The following is a 17,994-nucleotide window of genomic DNA, read 5'->3' as shown; positions in this document are numbered from 1 at the left end:
GTGAACTCCGGCGTACAACCGGGGTGGTACGCGCGGGACCGGGGGCAGGGCTCAGAAGCGGTCGGTGGGCTTGACGAGCCCGCTCTTGAACGCCGCCGTGACCGCCTGGGCGCGCTCGCTGACGCCCAGCTTCAGGAAGATCCGGTGGACGTGGGTCTTCACGGTCGCCTCGCTGAGGAACAGGCGCCGGGCGATCTCCGAGTTCGTCAGGCCGTGGGCGACGGCGACCAGGACCTCGCGCTCCCGCCGGGTCAGCTGCTGCAGCCGCTCCGGCGGAGGGGCGGAGGGGTCGGGCCCGCGGCCGAACTCGGTCAGGAGCCTGCGGGTCACGTCCGGGTCCAGCCAGCCCCCGCCGCGGGCCAGCGAGCGGACGGCGTCCGCCAGGACCTTCGGCGCGGAGCTCTTGAGGATGAAGCCGGAGGCGCCCGCCCGCAGGGCGGCGTGGACGGCGGCGTCCTCGTCGAAGGTCGTCAGCACCAGGACGGCGGGGACGTTCGGCACCCGGTCCAGGAACGCGTCGGAGGTGAGCACCCGGGTGGCGGCCACCCCGTCCGTGCCGGGCATGCGCACGTCCATGACCACCACGTCCGGCTGCAGCCGCGCGGTCTCCTCGACGGCCTCAGCGCCGTCGGGGGCCTCCCCGACGACGATCAGGTCCGGCTCGGCCGTGAGGAGCATGGCCAGCCCGGAGCGCACCATCGCCTCGTCGTCCACCAGGAGCACCCGGACGGGTGCGGGTTCCGCGCCCCGTGTCATCCGGTGCCCTCCCCGCGGCCGGTGGCCGCCGTGGTCGCCGCGGCGTCCTGCGCCGCGGCGTCGCCGGGGCCGGGCGGCCGGACGGGCAGCCGCGCGGACACCAGGTACCCCCCGTTCGGATCGGGCCCGGCCGTCGCCTCGCCGCCCACCGCCCGGGCCCGCTCCGCCATCCCCCGCACCCCGTGCCCGGTCGACAGCCGCGCGGAGAGCCGGCCCCGGGCCCCGGCGCCGTCCGTGCGGACGGAGAGCTCGACGTCCCGGGGGCCCCAGTCGAGGGCGACCCGGACCGGGCGGTCCGGGGCGGCGTGCTTGACCGCGTTGGTCAGCGCCTCCTGCGCGATCCGGTACGCGGCCTCGTCCACCGCCGGCTCCAGGGCCCCGGGCTCGCCCGCCACGCAGAGCTCCACCTCACGGCCCGCCGTGCGCAGGTGGTCGAGCAGGCTGTCCAATCGCTGCAGGCCCACTGGCTCCGGCGCGGTCTGCGCCGCATCGGACGGCGCCGGGGAGAGCAGGCCCAGCATGCGCCGCAGCTCCGTGACGGCCTGCTCCCCGAGCTCGTCGACCTGCCGCAGCGCCGCCCGCGCCCGCTCCGGGTCCCGGTCCATCACGCGCTCGGCCCCTCCGGCCTGCAGCACCATGAGGCTCACCGCGTGGGCCACGACGTCGTGCAGCTCGCGGGCGATGCGCTGGCGCTCCTCGGCCTCGGCCCGGGCGGCGGCCAGCCGGGCCACGAGCGCCCGCTGGGCCACGCTCCAGCGGACCCACCGGCCCACGCCGAAGACGACCACGTGGGCCACGGTGAGGAACAGCGCGGCGACGACGAACGTGGCCACCCGCATCGACAGGTCGGGAGTGTCCCGGACGGTGGCCTGCACGCTCGTGGCGACCGGCAGGAACGCGAGCGCCAGGCCGAGGAGGGCGTTCCGGTCGGAGCAGTGCGCGGCCGCCGCGAAGAGGGCCAGCCAGACGCAGAAGACGGGGTGGAACGCGAAGCCGAGCAGGGGGACGGCCACGGCGCCCAGCGACACCAGGGCCAGCACCGTCAGGGGCCGGCGCCGGCGCCAGAACAGGGGCAGGTACAGCAGCGCCGCCGTGAGGACGACCACCCAGGTGGCGGTCGCGTCCGGCTCCGCCGTGCGGTCCCACGTGATCTGGAGCTCGATGCCCCACAGCACCGGTACCGCGACGAGGTCCACGGCCAGGCGCGAGGGGTGCCTCCGGGATCTCATCGGGTCCCGCTCAGCTGCACACGGACCTGCCGAAGACGGTGCAGATCCACATCCGCTCGACGGGAGGAGCGGGCAGCCGGCAGTCCTCCACGATCGAGTGGCGCCGGATCTCCTCCCACGCCACCACGGGTCGCAGGGCCTCCTCGGTGCTGTCCGGGGCCTCCTCGGCCGGGGCCGGGCCCAGCACCGTGTCCACGGCCGAGCACAGTTCGGCGCCCGTGGCGAGCCGGCGCTCGGAGCCCGCGCCGTCCGGTGGGCCCTGGGCCGGGCACCCGGACGGGTGGTCGAGCCGGATGCCCGTCATCTCGGACGCGGGGTCGTGCAGGACGCCGTGCAGCTGGATCCGGGCGATCCTGATCCGCTCGACCTCGTCCGTCCGCCCCGACACGACCCGGGCGATCAGCACCTCGGGGTCGACGTCCCGTCCCAGCCAGTCCGGCGGCCCGTGCACCAGCACGTAGTCGCTGTCCACCAGGCGTCCCCACGCCAGGTGTCCCTCGACGGCATCAGCTGCCCGCGCGTCCTGGACGGACACCAGTGTCCGGAATTCTGTCTCGAGATTCGCCATGTCGAGCCCCCCGCAGGTCGTGCGGCAATTCTCCCCGTCCGCCCACGTCAAGTCCATAGTCCTCCGTGGGGCGCCCCGGGCCGGTGTCGGCCGGCCCGGGGCCGGCCGGGCCGCCGACCCCTGGTCACACCGCGCGCCCAGCGGTATCGTAAGCACACTGGCGAATCGGCGACGCTTCGCCGCCCCTGATCGTCGAGACGGATCGAAGGAGATGCCATGAGCACCAAGGTCGAGAAGAATGTCGTGGTCGACGTGCCGCTGAGCACCGTGTACAACCAGTGGACCCAGTTCGAGGACTTCCCCCACTTCATGAACGGCGTGCAGAGCGTGACCCAGCTCGGCGCCGACCGCCTCCAGTGGGTCGCCGAGCTCGGCGGCGTCCGCCGGCAGTGGGATGCGAAGATCGTGGAGCAGGTCCCCGACAGCCGGGTCTCCTGGGCCGCCACCGAGGGCGCCACCAACGCCGGCACCGTGACGTTCCGCGACGCCGGCAACGGGCGGACCGAGGTGCACCTGGTCCTCGAGTACGAGCCCGAGGGCCTCGTGGAGAAGGTCGGCGACAAGCTCAACGTGGTCGAGAACCAGGCCGAGGGCGACCTCGAGCGGTTCAAGAAGTTCATCGAGGCCGAGGGCTACGCGACCGGCGCCTGGCGGGGCTCCGTCAACGAGGGCGCCCCGGTCGGCACGCCCGGCGTGGAGCACGCCGCGGCCTCCCGCGGTGACGACGGCAAGGCCGGGGTCTCGGGCAAGGCGGTCGCCGCGGGCGTCGCCGCGGCCGGGGTGGCCGCCGCCGGGGTCGCGGCCGCGGCGAAGAAGAAGGACTCCGGCCCGGACACGGAGCCGGTGACCTTCGAGTCGACCGCGCCCCCGGCGGCGCCGGCCGCACCGGTGGCACCGGTGGCGCCGGGGGCTCCCGGGGAGACCGTGACCGGGGAGGTCCCGCCGATCCCGCCCGTGGACGAGACGCTCGCCGACGGCACCGTCGACGCGGACCCGGGCGTGGACCCCGCCACCCGGCGCATCGACGACCGCCCCGCGGGCGGCCCGCTCTGATTCGTCCCCGTGCACGCACCGGGCCCCGACCGCACGCGGTCGGGGCCCGGTGCGTGCACGGGGCGTCCCGTTCGGCGGGGCGGCGGAACCGGCCGGTCAGCCGGTGACGGCGCCCAGCGAGGCCGAGCGCACCAGCTTGACGTACTTGCCCAGCACGCCGCCCTCGTACTGCGGGCGCAAGGGGGCCCAGCCGCTGCGCCGCCGCGCCAGCTCCTCGGCGTCCACCAGCAGGTCCAGGGAGCGGGCCGTCAGGTCCACCCGGATCCGGTCGCCGTCGCGCAGGAACGCGACCGGTCCGGCGTCGACGGCCTCCGGCGCGATGTGGCCGATGCACAGACCCGTGGTGCCGCCCGAGAACCGGCCGTCCGTGAGCAGCAGGACGTCCTTGCCCAGCCCCGCGCCCTTGATCGCCCCGGTGATGGCCAGCATCTCGCGCATGCCGGGGCCGCCCTTGGGGCCCTCGTAGCGGATCACGAGCACGTCCCCGGCCGTGATCTCCCCGGCCTCCAGGGCGTCCATCGCGGCCTGCTCGCGCTCGAAGACGCGGGCCGGGCCCTCGAAGACCTCGGCGTCGAAGCCCGCGGACTTCACCACCGCGCCCTCCGGCGCCAGGGAGCCGTGCAGGACGGTGATCCCGCCCGTGCGGTGGATCGGGTTGTCGAGCCTGCGGATCACGTCGCCGTCCAGGGGCCCGGGGTCCAGGGCGGCCAGGTTCTCGGCCACCGTGCGGCCGGTCACGGTGAGGGCGTCCCCGTGCAGCAGCCCGGCGTCGAGCAGGGCCTTCATGACCACCGGGATGCCGCCGTGCCGGTCGACGTCGTTCATGACGTACCGGCCGAACGGCTTGAGGTCCGCGAGGTGCGGGACGCGGTCCCCGATCCGGTTGAAGTCCTCGAGGGTGAGATCCACCTCCGCCTCGTGGGCGATGGCCAGCAGGTGCAGGACGGCGTTGGTGGACCCGCCGAGGGCCATGAGCACGGTGACGGCGTTCTCGAAGGCCTCCTTCGTCAGGACGTCCCGGGCCGTGATGCCCTGCCGGAGCATCTCGACGACGGCCTCCCCGGAGCGGTGGGCGAACTGGTCGCGCCGCCGGTCCGCCGAGGGCGGGGCCGCGGAGCCGGGCAGGCTCATGCCCAGGGCCTCGGCCACGGAGGCCATCGTGTTGGCCGTGTACATCCCGCCGCAGGCGCCCTCGCCCGGGCAGATGGCCCGCTCGATGCGGTCGAGGTCCGTCCTGCCCATCAGGCCCGCCTTGCACGCGCCCACGGCCTCGAACGCGTCGATGAGGGTGACGTCCTTCTCGGTCCCGTCGGTGAGCTTCACCCACCCCGGGGCGATGGTCCCCGCGTAGAGGAACACCGAGGCCAGGTCCAGGCGCGCGGCGGCCATGAGCATGCCCGGCAGGGACTTGTCGCACCCGGCCAGCAGGACGGACCCGTCGAGGCGCTCCGCCTGCATCACCGTCTCCACGGAGTCCGCGATGACCTCGCGCGAGACCAGCGAGAAGTGCATCCCCACGTGGCCCATCGAGATCCCGTCCGAGACCGAGATCGTGCCGAACTGGAGGGGGTAGCCGCCGCCGGCGTGGACGCCCTCCTTGCAGCCCTGGGCGAGCCGGTCCAGGGAGAGGTTGCAGGGGGTGATCTCGTTCCAGGAGCTCGCGATGCCGATCTGGGGCTTCTCCCAGTCGGCGTCGCCCATGCCCACGGCGCGGAGCATGCCGCGGCTGGCGGTCGCGTCGATGCCGTCGGTCACCTGACGGCTGCGGGGCTTCATGTCGGGGCTCATGCGGTCTCTCCCGGGTCGTCGGTGCGCGGTGGGGTGCGTGCCGCGAACCTATCAACGGAACTCGAGGAGCGTCGAGGGGTGTCCACGGCCGGCGCGGAAGATTGTGCCCCCGGGGGAAGACAAGGGGGCGCCCGTCCTCCTAGGGTGGGAGAAGCAAACGATAAGCAACCTGATCGAAGGAGCCCGACATGCCCGAGGCACCCGTCTCCCAGCACGCCCGCGCGATGGCCGACGACGAGGGCGGGATGCCCGAGCAGCAGCAGACGCCCCCGGGGCTGACCGCCGCCATGGACCCCGTCCCCGACCACGGCGAGGCGTCCTGGGAGGGCAGGGGCCGGCTCGAGGGGCTCAAGGCCCTCATCACCGGCGGGGACTCCGGGATCGGCCGCGCCGTGGCCATCGCGTTCGCGCGGGAGGGGGCCGACGTCGCGATCAACTACCTGCCCGAGGAGCAGGAGGACGCCCAGGACGTGGTGGGGTGGATCGAGAAGGCCGGCCGCACCGCCGTCCTGGTCCCCGGCGACGTGCGCGAGGAGCAGAGCTGCCGGGACATCGTGGACCGGGCGGTCGAGGGCCTCGGCGGGCTCAACGTGGTCGTCAACAACGCGGGCTTCCACTGGGCCCGCGGGGAGGCGGGGCTCAAGGGCCTCGCCACGGAGGACCTCGAGCGCGCCGTGCGCACCAACCTCTACGGCACCCTCTGGATCAGCCGGGCGGCGCTGCCGCACCTCGGCCGCGGGGACAGCATCATCAATACCACGTCCGTGCAGGCCTACGACCCGTCCGTGTCGATGATCGACTACGCGGCCACGAAGGCCGCGCTGAACAACGTCACCGCCAACCTCGCCGCCGAGCTGGGGCCCGAGGGCATCCGCGTCAACGCGGTCGCCCCCGGACCGGTGTGGACCCCGCTGGGGCCCGCCACGAAGGAGCCCGGAGCGGTCGCGAACATGGGCAAGGAGACGCCCCTGGGCCGGATCGGCCAGCCCGCCGAGCTGGCCGGCGCCTACGTCTTCCTCGCGAGCCCGGCCGAGGCCAGCTACGTCAGCGGCACCGTCCTCGGCGTCACCGGCGGCATGCCCGTCTTCTGAGCCGCGCCCCCACACCCCTACGGAAGGAGCACCTCGTGCCCAAGACCGGCAAGGACGACCACGCCAAGAAGAGCGAACTGCCCTCCACCCTGCAGCGCTCGGGGCAGAAGGCGCAGGACACGTTCGCCAAGACCTACGACTCCGCGCTCGAGGAGTACGGCGACGAGGAGCGCGCGGCGCGCACGGCCTACAGCGCGCTCAAGCACACCCACGAGAAGGTCGGCGACCACTGGGAGGGCAAGGAGGAGTACGGGCCCTCCGACGAGCACGCCGCGGGCGGCCGCGACTCCCGCGCGGAGACCGCCGGCGGGGTCGACGCGAACTCCTCGAAGGAGCACCTCTACGAGGTGGCGAAGCGGCTCGACGTGGAGGGGCGCTCCTACATGACCAAGAAGGAGCTCGTCGACGCGATCCGGAAGGCCAACGACGCCGCGACGCGCCGGGCCCGCGAGGACTGAGGGGCGGCCGGGCTCAGAGCACGCCCAGCAGCCCGCGCACCAGCGTGATCGCCCCGCCCAGCCCCGCGAGGACCAGAGCGACCGTGCGCGCCGTGCTCAGGGACACGCGGCGGGCGACGACCCCGCCGATCCGCACGCCCAGCACCACCGTGAGGACCACGCCGGGGGCCACCCACCACGGCGGCATCCCGCCGGTCCCCGCCGCGCCCAGCAGGGTCTTGGTGAGCACCGACAGGGCGCCCATCGTCATGAACACCGGCTGCAGGGTCGCGGCGAAGGAGCGCTGCTCCCAGCGGGCCAGCCGGGAGTGGATCACCATGACCGGTCCGGCCACCCCCGCCGTGGTGTTGAAGAACCCCCCGATCGCCCCGGCGAGCACCGTGGGCAGCCGCCCCGGCCACTCGGGCAGGCGGGGGAGCCCGAACATGGTGGTGAGGGCCAGCAGCACCACGCCGCCCACCAGCACCTGCAGCCAGGCGGCGGGCAGCTCGCGGACCACGAGCGCCGCCGGCACGGCGCCCACCGCCGCGGCCGGGGCGATGAGGGCGAACCGCCGCCAGTCCACGTGGCGCCACACCGAGAGCATGATGAGGAAGCCGGAGACGGTCGTCGTCGCGTTGGTCACGAGCACGCCCGTGGCGGGGCCCAGCAGCAGGGCGAGGGTCGGGGCCACGACCAGGCCGACCCCCGTGCCCGAGACGCGCTGCAGGACCGAGCCCACGAGGATCGCGAGGGCGGCGATGACGATGATTTCCACGGGTCCCATTCTGCGCCTCCGGCAGCCCGGCCCCGGACCGCACACGGGCCCGCCGTGGTGATTCCCGGATCCGGTGCCTACCCTGGCCGTGAGGAGAGACGGCCGCAGGGTGCGGCAGCGGACGGGAGCGGCACCATGGGCACCAGCCGGGACCTGGTCGACGACGACGAGGGCGGGCACGGGCCCGCGACCGTCCTCGCCCTGATCCCCCGCTGAGCCGGTGGGTGCCGCCACGGGCGCGGGCGGGCGCGCCGCACCGGTCACCGCGGAACGGCTCCGGGAGGTCGCCGCGTCCGGCTTCGGCATCACGGAGTTCCGCGAGGGCCAGCTCGAGGCGATGGCGGCGGCGGCGGCCGGCCGGGACGTCCTGGCGGTGATGCCCACCGGCCACGGCAAGTCCGCGATCTACCAGGTCCCGGGCGCCGCCCTGCCCGGGACCGCCGTGGTGGTGTCCCCGCTGATCGCCCTCCAGCACGACCAGGTCGAGGCGATCAACGAGGACCTCGGGGCGGAGGTCGCCTTCGCGGTGAACTCCGCGGTGGGGGCGCGGCGCGAGCGCGCCGCCTGGGACGCCGTGGCGCGCGGGGACGCGAAGTTCCTCTTCCTCGCCCCCGAGCAGCTGGCCAGGGAGGAGATCACCGAGCGGCTCGCCGCGCACCCGCCGTCCCTGTTCGTGGTGGACGAGGCGCACTGCATCTCCTCGTGGGGCCACGACTTCCGCCCCGACTACCTGGTGCTGCAGGAGGCCGTCGAGCGGATGGGGCGCCCGGCCGTCGTGGCCCTGACTGCCACCGCCTCCCCGCACACCCGGGCAGAGATCGTCGACCGGCTGGGCCTGCGCGACCCCCTGGTCCTGGTGCACAGCTTCGACCGGCCCAACATCGAGCTGCGGGTGGTGCGCCACCACCAGGCCTCCGACAAGCGCCGGGCGGTGCTCGACGAGGTCGCCGGGCTCGCCGGCCCGGGGCTGGTCTACGTCGCCACCCGCCGGGAGACGGAGGACTACGCCGCGGAGCTGGTCCGGCGCGGCGTGCGTGCCGAGGCCTACCACGCGGGACGCCGGAGGTCCGAGCGGGACGAGGTGCACGCCCGGTTCCACGGCGACGAGCTGGACGTGGTGGTGGCCACCACCGCCTTCGGGATGGGCATCGACAAGCCGGACGTGCGCTTCGTGGTGCACGCGGACATCCCCGACTCCCTGGACAGCTACTACCAGGAGATCGGCCGGGCCGGCCGGGACGGGAGGCCTGCCCTCGCCGTGCTGCACTACCGCTCCGAGGACCTGGGGCTCCAGCAGTACTTCGCCGGCGCCGCCCCCGAGCGGGCGGACCTCGAGGAGGTCCTCCGCGCCGTCCTCGGGCACGGGCCGGTCCGGGCCCGCGAGCTGCGCGAGCACACCGGCCTCGGCCCCCGCGCCCAGGCCCGGGCCCTGCACCTGCTCGAGCACAGCGGCGGCGTGCTGGCCCGGCCCGAGGGCTACCGGGCCGTAGACGGGGTCGCGCCGGAGGACGCCGTCGCCGCCGCGCTCGCGGAGGCCGAGGCCCAGCACCGGATCGACCGCTCGCGGATCGACATGATGCGGGGCTACGCCGAGACGGACGGGTGCCGGCGGGACTGGCTGCTCCACTACTTCGGCGAGGAGACCGACGGCTGGTGCGGCAACTGCGACACCTGCTCGGAGACCGGCTCCGCCGCCGAGGCCGCGGAGCGGTCCGCCGCCACCCCGCACGGCTGGGAGATCCAGAGCCCGGTCACCCACCGCGAGTGGGGCCACGGGATCGTGATGGGCGCGGAGCCGGACCGGATCACCGTGCTGTTCGACGCGGTCGGGTACAAGGAGCTGTCCCTGCGCCTGATCGAGGAGCACGACGGGCTGCTGGTGCGCGGCTCCGGGGAACGGCCGGATGAGGGACCGTGAGCCCCGACGGGCGGCCGCCGGTCAGCGGACGACGTCGTAGACGGACTTGAGGACGCCGTTGGCGTAGGCCTCGTGCTCCACCAGTTCCAGGGTGCGGAACGTGTCGGTGCTGTCGTCGAAGAGACGGCGGCCCGCGCCGAGCAGCACGGGGAACACCAGCAGGTGGTACCGGTCCACGAGATCCGCGGCGGCGAGGCCCTTGGCCAGGGTGGCGCTGCCGTGCACGAGGATCGTGCCGTCGACCGTGGCCTTCAGCCGCGCGACCTCGTCGAGGGAGCGCAGCACGGAGGTGTTGTGCCAGCGCGGGTCCTCCAGGGTGGAGGAGACCACGTACTTGGGCATGGCGTTGTACTCGGCGAACTCCTCCATCGACGGCCAGACGGGGGCGAACTCGTCGTAGCTGACCCGGCCCATCAGCATCGCCGCCGCCTCCTTCTGCTCCCGGTCCTTGAGCTCGTAGGCCGCCTCGTCATAGGTCACGTGCCGGAAGCTCCAGCCCGCGTGCGGGTGCGGGCCGCCGCCGGGGGAGTCGACGACGCCGTCGAGGGTGATGAACTCGGTGACGATCAGCGTGCCCATGGGGATCTCCTGTCGGTGCGGTCGGCGTCCGGCGCTGCGGTTCCCACTCTCGCGCTCCCGGTCGGCCGGGGGAAGGGGGCGGCGGGGATGACGCGTCCGGCCGGGACGCGGGCCGGGCCGCCTCTTGCGCGACCGCCACCCCGGTGGGATCGTCGGCAGGGACAGCGGACGAGCGAGGGCCCGGGAGGCACCCGTGGCGGCGGAGCGGACGACGGAGCAGGTGCGGACCACGTGCTGCGTGGTGGGCGGCGGCCCGGCCGGGCTGATGGCCGGGGTGCTGCTCGCGCGGCAGGGCGTGGACGTGGTGGTCCTGGAGAAGCACGGGGACTTCCTGCGCGACTTCCGCGGCGACACCCTGCACCCCTCCACCCTCGAGCTGATGGCCGAGCTCGGCTGGCTCGAGGACGTCCTGGCGCTGCCGCACACCCGCGTGGAGCGCGCCACCGTCTCCCTCGGCGGCGAGACGGTGGTGGTCGGCCGGTTCGACCGCCTGCCCGTGCGCTGCCCGTTCATCGCGTTCCTGCCGCAGTGGGACTTCCTGGACCTGCTCGCCGAGAAGGGCGAGGCGATGCCCGGCTTCCGGCTGCTGCGCTCCACGGCCGCCGACGGCCTGCTCGTCGAGGACGGCCGGTGCACCGGCGTCACGGCGCACGACGACGACGGGGCGCCGGTGCGGATCCGGGCCGAGCTGGTGCTGGCCGCCGACGGCCGCGACTCCGTGCTGCGGGCCGCGGCCGGCCTGGTGCCCAGGGCCTCGCCGTCGCGGATGGACGTGCTGTGGTTCCGCGTGCCCCGCCACGAGGGGCAGGAGCAGCCGCTGTTCAACGCCGGGGACGGCGCGGTGGTGGCCCTGCCGCGCACCGGCTACTGGCAGGCCGCCATGATCGTGCGGGCCGGCGAGCACGACGCCCTGCGCGCCCAGGGACTGGACGCCTTCCGGGAGAGGGTGCGCGCGCTCGCCCCCGGGCTGGGGGAGGGGGTCACCACGATCGAGGACTGGGACCAGGTGAAGCTGCTGCGCGTGCGCGTGGACCGGCTGCGCCGCTGGTGGCGGCCCGGGATCCTGTTCCTCGGCGACGCCGCGCACGCGATGTCCCCGGCCGGGGGCGTGGGCATCAACCTCGCGATCCAGGACGCGGTCGCGGCGGCGAACCTGCTCGGGCCGCGGCTGCTGCGCGGCGGGGTGCGGGCGCGGGATCTCGCGCGGGTGCAGCGCCGGCGGGCGTGGCCGGCGCGCGCCACCCAGCTGTTCCAGCTCGTGCTGGCCCGCCGGCTCGTGCCGGCCCGGACCGGGGCGCGGCCGCGGCCCCCGGTGCCGCTGGGCCTCGTCCGGGCGCTGCCGTTCCTGCCCCACCTCACCGGGCGGGCGATCGGCATCGGTCTGCGGCCCGAGCACGTGCGCCCGCTGCCCCGCGCCTGACGGGGGCCCTCCCGCCCGGCCGGCGCGGTGCGCTCAGGGGCGTGGGCTGAGCCGGTCCACCGCGGCCAGGAGGTGCTCCAGGATGGTGTGCCGCCTGGCGCTGCCGTCGGGCAGCAGGCCGATCGACGCGTTGTGGTAGAGCCCGTCGCCCATCTGCTGGACCGCGGTCGCCACCACCGGGTCGCCCACGTCCGCGAGGATCAGCTCGTACCATGCCACCTCGAGCCGCTTCAGGGCGGCCCGGGCGTTCTCGTCCCCGGCCTGGACGAGCCGGGAGGCCACGATCAGGGCCCGGTCCAGCCGGCTGTCCTCGAACAGGGACGTGACCAGGAAGTAGCGCGCGGCCCCGTCCGGCGCCGCCGCCATGGCCTCGAGGTCCAGCTGCATGAGCTCCTCGAGGCGCTGCAGCGTCGCGTCCACGAGGGCCTGGCGGTGCGGGAAGTGGTAGAGCAGACCCCCCTTGGACACTCCGGCGGCGGCGGCGACGGCGTCGAGGGTCGCGGCGCGCTCGCCGTCGTCGAGGACGATCTGCTCGAAGGCGGCCAGGAGCTTGTCCCGGGCCACGGGTGGGCGGGGCATGTGAGGAAGACCTCCCTGGGTCGGACGTGGTGCCCATTGTGTCAGCTCGCCCATAACTGTACCGTCTAGACGGTACATTTACTGAGGCTGTCCGCTCCCGATCCGTTCCCCGGAGGTGAACCATGACCACTCTGCTGACGCCCCGCCCCACGGCCGGTGCGCGCGAATGGGCCGCGCTCGCGGTCCTGATGATGCCCGTCCTGCTCGTGTCGGTCGACAACACGGCCCTGAGCTTCGCGCTGCCCACCATCTCCCAGGCGCTGCACCCCACCGGGGCGCAGCTGCTGTGGATCGTGGACGTCTACCCCCTCGTGCTCGCCGGCCTGCTCATCCCCATGGGCTCCCTGGGGGACCGGATCGGCCGCCGGCGGCTGCTGCTGATCGGCGGCACGGGCTTCGCCGCCGTCTCCGCGGCGTCGGCCTTCGCGCCCACCGCCGAGCTGCTCGTGGCGGGGCGGGCCGCCATGGGGCTCTTCGGCGCGATGCTGATGCCTGCGACCCTGTCCCTGCTGCGCAACATCTTCCTGGACCCGGGGCAGCGCCGGATCGCGATCGCGGTGTGGGCCGGCGGCTTCAGCGGCGGCGCCGCACTGGGCCCCATCGTCGGGGGCTTCCTGCTCAACCACTTCTGGTGGGGCTCGGTGTTCCTGATGTCCGTGCCGGTGCTGCTGCCCCTGCTGGTGCTCGGCCCCCTGCTGGTGCCGGAGTCGCGCGACCCCCGGCCCGGGCCGGTGGACGTCCCGTCCGTGCTGCTCGCCATGCTCGCCATGACCCCCGTGGTCTACGGCATCAAGGCGGCGACGGCCTCCGGGGAGCTCTTCCAGGGCCTGCTCAGCGCGGCCTTCGGCGTGCTGGCCGGTGTGCTGTTCGTCCGGCGCCAGGCGGTCCTGGCGCACCCGATGCTGGACCTCGGCCTGTTCCGGCACCCGGGCTTCCGCGGCGGCGTCACCGTCAACGTGCTCGGCAACGTGGGGCTCTACGGGTTCTTGTTCATGCTGACCCAGTACCTGCAGCTCGTGGTCGGTCTGGACCCGATGACCGCGGGCCTGACCATGGTCCCGGGCCTCGTCCTCACGGTCCTCGCCGGCTTCGTGGCCGTGCGCGCCGTGCGGTGGCTGAGCCCCCGGACCGTGATCACGGCGGGGATCCTCCTGTCCTCGACCGGCTTCCTCGTGGTCACCCTCGCGGACCTCTCCGCGACCGCCGGCGCTGTGGTGGTCCTCGTGGCCTTCTGCCTGGTGGGCACCGGCATCGGGCTCGCCGAGACGCTGTCCAACGACCTCGTCCTCACGGCGGCCCCGCCGCACAAGGCCGGCGCGGCCTCGGCGATCTCGGAGACCGGCTACGAGGTCGGTGCGGTGCTGGGCACGGCCGTGCTCGGCGGACTGATGACCGCCTTCTACCAGCGCCACCTCGACCTGCCCACGGCCCTGGACGCCGGCTCCTCGGCCGCGGCGCACGAGACCCTCGGCGGAGCCGTCGAGGTCGCGGAGGGCGCCGGGGCGCTCGGTCCGGCGGTGCAGGAGGCGGCGGTCGCTGCGTTCACGGCGGGCATGCACTGGACGGCGCTGGTCATGACGGCCGTGGTGGTCCTGGCGGCGTTCACGGTCGCCCGCATGCTGCGGCCGGCCGTGCGCTGACCCGCCCGCACCCGGGCCGTCACTTCATCGGGACCCGGCGCCACGGCCCCTGGGGGACGTAGGCTCGGCGGCAGGGGCCGGCCCGGCCCCGGCGAGGAAGGAGTGGTCGCGATGACGCCGCAAGAACTGTTCGAGGACGCCGCCCGCCGCCCGTCCGAGGTGGCGGAGCACGTGCTCGAGGGCATCTCGGCGGAGGTGCTGCACACCATGCCGGGCGGGACCGCGAACTCCGTGGTCTGGCTGGTGTGGCACGCGTCCCGCCAGCAGGACGCACAGGTGGCCCAGCTCGCCGGCACGGAGGAGGTGTGGACCGCCGAGGGATGGAGCGGGCGGTTCGGCCTCGACGTCCCGGACTCCTCCATGGGCTTCGGAGACGGGCCGGAGGACGTCGCGCGGATCCGGGTGGCGTCCCCCGACCTGCTGCGCGGCTACCTCGACGCGGTGGTCGAGCGCACCGTGACGTACGTGCACGGACTCACGGAGGCTCAGCTGGACGACGTGGTGGACCGGTCGTGGACCCCGCCCGTCACCCGGGGCGCCCGCCTGGTGAGCACGGTCGACGACGCCGCGCAGCACCTCGGCCAGGCCGCCTACGTCCGCGGTCTGCTCGAGGACGGGTGGTCGGGGCCCTACTGACCGTCCGACCCGAGGCGTTTGCGTTTGCATCAAGTCGTCGCATGACAAGGCGCTGATGTGGGGACGGGAGTTTCCTCGGTGGTCAGACTCCGTTCGCTTAAGCTGATCACGCTGGGTCCCAGCACCTCGAACTCCTGCACGATCTTCACGTCGCTCGTCGCGACATCCTGGGGGAAACACCGTCATGCCCCGCGACTCCTCTCGCCGTTCCGCCCGCCCCGGTCTGCGCCAGCGCGCGTCCTCGCCGGTGACCGCGCTCACCGCGTTCTCGGCGCTGGTGGCCGTCAGCGTGGCGGTCAGCTCCGGCATCAGCCCGGACACCGGGCAGGGCCGGGGCTCGGCCTTCGGCGCCCCGGCGGCCTCCGCGGAGCGGACGGAGCAGCGGGACAGCGGATGGAGCCTGCTCGCGGCCGGGCAGGAGCGGCCCGCTCCGCCGGCCGGGCCGCTGCGGGACGACCGCACGACCTCGCCCGTGCGGGACGGCGGCGCGGGCCAGGGCTCCTGGCGGGCCGGGACGGGCCGCGGTGACGGGGGGCGCGAGTCGGCCTCGACCGTGCGCCCGGGCCGGCAGGCGCCGAAGCTGTACCAGGGCGAGCTGCCAGTCAACACGATCATCGCGCCGGCCCGTCCCGGCGCCGTCCTGCCCGGCGGCCAGTTCGGCTGGCGGATCGCCCCGGACCGCGGCGGGCGCGAGTTCCACAACGGCACCGACGTCTCCGCCGCGGCGGGCCTGCCCGTCGTCGCCGCCCTCGACGGCGTGGTGACGGCCGTGTTCTGGGACGTCTGGGGCGGCAACCGGGTGGAAGTCACCCACGCGGACGGGATCAGGACCACCTACAACCACCTCGAGGACGTCCGGGTCCGGACCGGGGACCGGCTCGCCGCCTCCGAGCAGCTCGGCACGGTGGGGGCCACCGGCGTCCGGGTCACGGGCCCGCACCTGCACTTCGAGACCTGGGTGGACGGGCAGGCCGTCGACCCGCAGTCCTTCGACTGGGTCGACGGCATGCGCGTCATCCCCGCCTCCCGCAGCAAGTACTCCCTCGAGGTCCCCGTCCCGGACACGGTCGAGGACCCGGCCGTGCAGCAGGCGGAGGCCGCGAAGAAGGCCGATGCGATGAAGAAGGCGGCGGCCGCCAAGAAGACCGAGGCGGCGAAGAAGGCAGGGGCCGCGAAGAAGGCGGCGGCCGCGAAGAAGACCGAGGCTGCGAAGAAAGCCGATGCGGTGAAAAAGGCGGAGGCCGCCAAGAAGGCCGAGGCCGCGAAGCGAGCAGAGGCCGAGAAGGCCGGAAACGCCAAGCCGCCCGTGCAGCAGGCGGAGGCCGCCCCGGCTCCGGATACCCCACCCGTGCCGGCCATCCCGGCCGTGCCGGCTGCCCCATCCGTGCCGGCTGCTCCTCCGGCCGATCCTGACGTGCCCGAGCCCGTTCCGGCCCCGCCGGTACTCGAGGAGCCAGAGCTGCCTCCGGTGGCACCCGAGCCCGTGGTGAAGCCCGCGCCTCAGCCCGACGTGGAGCCCGAGCTCGAACCGGGAGTCGCCCCGCAGATTCCGGACGCGCAGCGGGACACCGACAAGGACGGGATCCCGGACGTCGACGACGACAACCTGGACGGCGACCTCCTCGACGGCGCCCCCCTGCTGAACCACGAGGACCCCGATCTCGACGGGGACGGCTTCCCCAACGACGAGGACCCGGACCTGGACGGCGACGGCCTGCGCAACGAGGACGACCCGGACCGCGACGGCGACGGGATCCCGAACGACCAGGACGCGGAGCCGGACAGCCCGGCGCCGAAGGCCGCGGCCGGGCCGGCCACCGGCAGGACCGGGACCACCGACCCGGCCGATCCGGCCGGCCCCGCGGAGGGCGCCGGTGCCGCCGGGGCGGCTCCGGCCGCCGAGCTCCGGCCGGCCGCCGGAGCGGACGGGACCGTCCGTCCCTGACGTCCCGCGCGGAGTTATGCAGGCGTGACGAGGTCATCTGCCGAGTCGGGAACGCGGACGACTAGAATTTGCCCCGGGCCGACGAATTATTTTCGCGCGGGAGCGGGAGCCATGAGCACCACCGACCACGGTGCGCCGGACCACGGGACGACCAGGGCGCTCCAGGAACTCCGGGGCCGTCTCGCCGGGGCGCTGGTGGAGCCGGGGGACGCCGACTACGACAGGGCCCGCCGCGTCTGGAACGGCCTGATCGACGCCCGTCCCCGGGCTCTCGTGCGGGCCGGGGACCTCGCCGACATCGACCTGGCGCTGGCCGCGGCCCAGCGCACGCGCCTGCCGCTGGCGGTGCGGGGCGCCGGGCACGGCGTGGCGGGCCACGGCACGGTCGAGGGCGGCCTGGTGCTGGACCTCGGGCGGCTGCGGGGCGTCGTCGTCGATCCCGCGAACCAGCTCGTGAGCGTGGAGCCCGGCACCACCTTCGCCGCTCTCGACCGCGCCACGGCCCGGCACGGCCTCGCCGTTCCCGGCGGCCTCACCGGCGCGGTGGGCGTGGCGGGGCTGACCCTGTGCGGGGGCATGGGGTGGCTGACCCGCAGCAACGGGCTGAGCCTCGACAACCTGGACTCCGCCGACGTCGTGACCGCAGCCGGCGACCACCTGCACGTCAGCGAGGAGGAGAACGCCGGGCTGTTCTGGGGGCTCCGCGGCGGCGGGGGCAACCTCGGGGTGGTCTCCTCCTTCACCTTCCGGGCCCGCCGGCTGCCGTCCACCGTGCTCGCGGGGAACCTCCACTACCGAAGGCCGCGCTGGGCGGGCGCCCTGTCCGCCTTCGCCGCGTGGTCGCGCGGTCTGCCGGACGAGATGAACCCGGTCCTCACCTTCGCGATCCCGCCCCCGGCGGCCGGGATGGGCGAGGAACCGGTGCTGACCGTGGGGTTCAGCTGGGTCTCGGAGGACCACGCAGCAGGCCTGGACGTCGTCGACGGACTGCGGGAGGACGCTCCGCCCGACGCCGAGGAGATGGGCCCGACGCCCTGGCTCGCGTGGCAGGGGGCGCGGGACGGGCTCTTCCCCCGGGGCTCGCACGGCCACTGGCGCAACCTTCCCTTCTCCCGGCTGGACGACGAGGTCGTCGACGTCCTCGTCGGGCTGGCCTCCGGGATCACCTGCCGAGGCACCGGCATCGACGTCCACCACCTCGAGGGCGCCTTCGGCAGGGTGCCCGAGGAGGCCACCGCCTTCCCCAACCGGTCCGCACGGTACTGGCTGACGGTGCACGGCGTCCGGCACGACCCGGCCGAGGACGAGCACCTCGCAGCCTTCGTGCGGACCGTGCGGGACACGATGCAGCCGTTCGCCGAGCACGGCGAGTACGTCGGCCTCATGGGGCCCGACGCCGAGCTCGGGGGCGACCCGGTGGAGGCGGCCCGCCTGGCCTACGGGCGGGAGAAGCACCAGCGGCTGGCCGCCCTCAAGGACCGCTACGATCCCGGGAACCTCTTCCGGCACAACCTGAACGTGCCGCCCGGCCGGCCCTGAGCGCACGTCCGGCAGGGCCTCCTGGTGCGGGCTCGCGC

16 protein-coding genes are annotated in these 17,994 nt (G+C 74.6%); 9 read left to right on the top strand and 7 right to left on the bottom strand.

Annotation, left to right across the window (positions count from 1 at the left end):
- Nucleotides 1-51 precede the first annotated feature (51 nt).
- Genes EQG70_RS15890 through EQG70_RS15880 form a run of 3 tightly spaced genes read right to left on the bottom strand, consistent with a single transcriptional unit; the run spans nucleotide 52 to nucleotide 2,520 of the window.
- Nucleotides 52-756: a response regulator gene (locus EQG70_RS15890; protein WP_109268325.1), complete on the bottom strand. Its 705-nt coding sequence runs from the start codon at nucleotides 754-756 to the stop codon at nucleotides 52-54.
- Nucleotides 753-1,985: a sensor histidine kinase gene (locus EQG70_RS15885; protein WP_138976488.1), complete on the bottom strand. Its 1,233-nt coding sequence runs from the start codon at nucleotides 1,983-1,985 to the stop codon at nucleotides 753-755. Before EQG70_RS15885 ends, EQG70_RS15890 begins: the two co-directional genes overlap by 4 nt.
- A gap of 10 nt (nucleotides 1,986-1,995) precedes the next feature.
- Nucleotides 1,996-2,520, bottom strand: coding sequence for a hypothetical protein (locus tag EQG70_RS15880; protein WP_095650302.1), 525 nt, complete (start codon nucleotides 2,518-2,520; stop codon nucleotides 1,996-1,998).
- Between the two features lie 249 nt (nucleotides 2,521-2,769).
- Here EQG70_RS15880 and EQG70_RS15875 point away from each other — a divergent pair, with 249 nt between their 5' ends.
- Nucleotides 2,770-3,606, top strand: coding sequence for an SRPBCC family protein (locus tag EQG70_RS15875; protein WP_109268323.1), 837 nt, complete (start codon nucleotides 2,770-2,772; stop codon nucleotides 3,604-3,606).
- A gap of 96 nt (nucleotides 3,607-3,702) precedes the next feature.
- Here EQG70_RS15875 and ilvD read toward each other — a convergent pair whose 3' ends face one another.
- Entirely contained in the window at nucleotides 3,703-5,394 is a 1,692-nt protein-coding gene (gene ilvD / locus EQG70_RS15870; protein WP_109268322.1) for a dihydroxy-acid dehydratase, read from the bottom strand.
- 188 nt (nucleotides 5,395-5,582) lie between these two features.
- Between ilvD and EQG70_RS15865 the strand changes: the two genes are divergently transcribed.
- Complete coding sequence (locus EQG70_RS15865; protein ID WP_017834736.1) at nucleotides 5,583-6,485, top strand: SDR family oxidoreductase; 903 nt, start codon at nucleotides 5,583-5,585, stop codon at nucleotides 6,483-6,485.
- A 35-nt stretch (nucleotides 6,486-6,520) separates the two neighbouring features.
- On the top strand, nucleotides 6,521-6,943 hold the full coding sequence (locus EQG70_RS15860; RefSeq protein ID WP_017834737.1) for a ChaB family protein: 423 nt from the start codon (nucleotides 6,521-6,523) through the stop codon (nucleotides 6,941-6,943).
- Nucleotides 6,944-6,956: 13 nt separating this feature from the next.
- On the opposite strand, the gene EQG70_RS15855 is transcribed toward EQG70_RS15860, so the two are convergent.
- Nucleotides 6,957-7,709: a sulfite exporter TauE/SafE family protein gene (locus tag EQG70_RS15855; RefSeq protein ID WP_017834738.1), complete on the bottom strand. Its 753-nt coding sequence runs from the start codon at nucleotides 7,707-7,709 to the stop codon at nucleotides 6,957-6,959.
- A gap of 211 nt (nucleotides 7,710-7,920) precedes the next feature.
- On the opposite strand from EQG70_RS15855, the gene EQG70_RS15850 reads away from it, so the two are divergent.
- Nucleotides 7,921-9,618 (top strand): RecQ family ATP-dependent DNA helicase, encoded by a 1,698-nt coding sequence (locus tag EQG70_RS15850; RefSeq protein ID WP_109268321.1) that lies wholly within the window; start codon nucleotides 7,921-7,923, stop codon nucleotides 9,616-9,618.
- Nucleotides 9,619-9,639: 21 nt separating this feature from the next.
- Here EQG70_RS15850 and EQG70_RS15845 read toward each other — a convergent pair whose 3' ends face one another.
- Nucleotides 9,640-10,197: a dihydrofolate reductase family protein gene (locus EQG70_RS15845; RefSeq protein ID WP_017834740.1), complete on the bottom strand. Its 558-nt coding sequence runs from the start codon at nucleotides 10,195-10,197 to the stop codon at nucleotides 9,640-9,642.
- Nucleotides 10,198-10,390: 193 nt separating this feature from the next.
- Between EQG70_RS15845 and EQG70_RS15840 the strand changes: the two genes are divergently transcribed.
- Nucleotides 10,391-11,617 carry an FAD-dependent oxidoreductase gene (locus EQG70_RS15840; protein ID WP_109268320.1) on the top strand — a complete coding sequence of 409 codons (1,227 nt, stop codon included), beginning with the start codon at nucleotides 10,391-10,393 and terminating at the stop codon, nucleotides 11,615-11,617.
- A gap of 33 nt (nucleotides 11,618-11,650) precedes the next feature.
- Here EQG70_RS15840 and EQG70_RS15835 read toward each other — a convergent pair whose 3' ends face one another.
- Nucleotides 11,651-12,196, bottom strand: a complete 546-nt coding sequence (locus EQG70_RS15835; RefSeq protein ID WP_031283706.1) for a TetR/AcrR family transcriptional regulator — start codon at nucleotides 12,194-12,196, stop codon at nucleotides 11,651-11,653.
- Nucleotides 12,197-12,318: 122 nt separating this feature from the next.
- On the opposite strand from EQG70_RS15835, the gene EQG70_RS15830 reads away from it, so the two are divergent.
- The 4 genes from EQG70_RS15830 to EQG70_RS15815 all read left to right on the top strand — a co-directional run bounded on the left by EQG70_RS15830 (nucleotide 12,319) and on the right by EQG70_RS15815 (nucleotide 17,956).
- Nucleotides 12,319-13,836 carry an MFS transporter gene (locus EQG70_RS15830; protein WP_017834743.1) on the top strand — a complete coding sequence of 506 codons (1,518 nt, stop codon included), beginning with the start codon at nucleotides 12,319-12,321 and terminating at the stop codon, nucleotides 13,834-13,836.
- A 111-nt stretch (nucleotides 13,837-13,947) separates the two neighbouring features.
- On the top strand, nucleotides 13,948-14,472 hold the full coding sequence (locus EQG70_RS15825) for a mycothiol transferase (protein ID WP_017834744.1): 525 nt from the start codon (nucleotides 13,948-13,950) through the stop codon (nucleotides 14,470-14,472).
- Between the two features lie 184 nt (nucleotides 14,473-14,656).
- Complete coding sequence (locus EQG70_RS15820; protein ID WP_109268319.1) at nucleotides 14,657-16,417, top strand: M23 family metallopeptidase; 1,761 nt, start codon at nucleotides 14,657-14,659, stop codon at nucleotides 16,415-16,417.
- Between the two features lie 111 nt (nucleotides 16,418-16,528).
- Nucleotides 16,529-17,956 (top strand): FAD-binding oxidoreductase, encoded by a 1,428-nt coding sequence (locus EQG70_RS15815; RefSeq protein WP_109268318.1) that lies wholly within the window; start codon nucleotides 16,529-16,531, stop codon nucleotides 17,954-17,956.
- The last annotated feature ends 38 nt before the right edge of the window (nucleotides 17,957-17,994 follow it).

Source organism: Kocuria rosea, from assembly GCF_006094695.1.
GTDB lineage: Bacteria > Actinomycetota > Actinomycetes > Actinomycetales > Micrococcaceae > Kocuria > Kocuria rosea.
The sequence above is the reverse complement of the archived record's forward strand: the minus strand, read 5'-3'. Positions and strand labels throughout refer to the sequence as shown.

Bases quoted from the DNA above. Each gene is read 5' to 3' on its own strand.
- EQG70_RS15830 (WP_017834743.1), top strand. From the start codon at position 12,319: ATGACCACTCTGCTGACGCCCCGCCCCACGGCCGGTGCGCGCGAATGG.
- EQG70_RS15815 (WP_109268318.1), top strand. From the start codon at position 16,529: ATGAGCACCACCGACCACGGTGCGCCGGACCACGGGACGACCAGGGCG.
- EQG70_RS15835 (WP_031283706.1), bottom strand. From the start codon at position 12,196: ATGCCCCGCCCACCCGTGGCCCGGGACAAGCTCCTGGCCGCCTTCGAG.
- EQG70_RS15865 (WP_017834736.1), top strand. From the start codon at position 5,583: ATGCCCGAGGCACCCGTCTCCCAGCACGCCCGCGCGATGGCCGACGAC.
- EQG70_RS15855 (WP_017834738.1), bottom strand. From the start codon at position 7,709: ATGGGACCCGTGGAAATCATCGTCATCGCCGCCCTCGCGATCCTCGTG.
- EQG70_RS15820 (WP_109268319.1), top strand. From the start codon at position 14,657: ATGCCCCGCGACTCCTCTCGCCGTTCCGCCCGCCCCGGTCTGCGCCAG.
- ilvD (WP_109268322.1), bottom strand. From the start codon at position 5,394: ATGAGCCCCGACATGAAGCCCCGCAGCCGTCAGGTGACCGACGGCATC.
- EQG70_RS15875 (WP_109268323.1), top strand. From the start codon at position 2,770: ATGAGCACCAAGGTCGAGAAGAATGTCGTGGTCGACGTGCCGCTGAGC.
- EQG70_RS15825 (WP_017834744.1), top strand. From the start codon at position 13,948: ATGACGCCGCAAGAACTGTTCGAGGACGCCGCCCGCCGCCCGTCCGAG.
- EQG70_RS15890 (WP_109268325.1), bottom strand. From the start codon at position 756: ATGACACGGGGCGCGGAACCCGCACCCGTCCGGGTGCTCCTGGTGGAC.
- EQG70_RS15845 (WP_017834740.1), bottom strand. From the start codon at position 10,197: ATGGGCACGCTGATCGTCACCGAGTTCATCACCCTCGACGGCGTCGTC.
- EQG70_RS15885 (WP_138976488.1), bottom strand. From the start codon at position 1,985: ATGAGATCCCGGAGGCACCCCTCGCGCCTGGCCGTGGACCTCGTCGCG.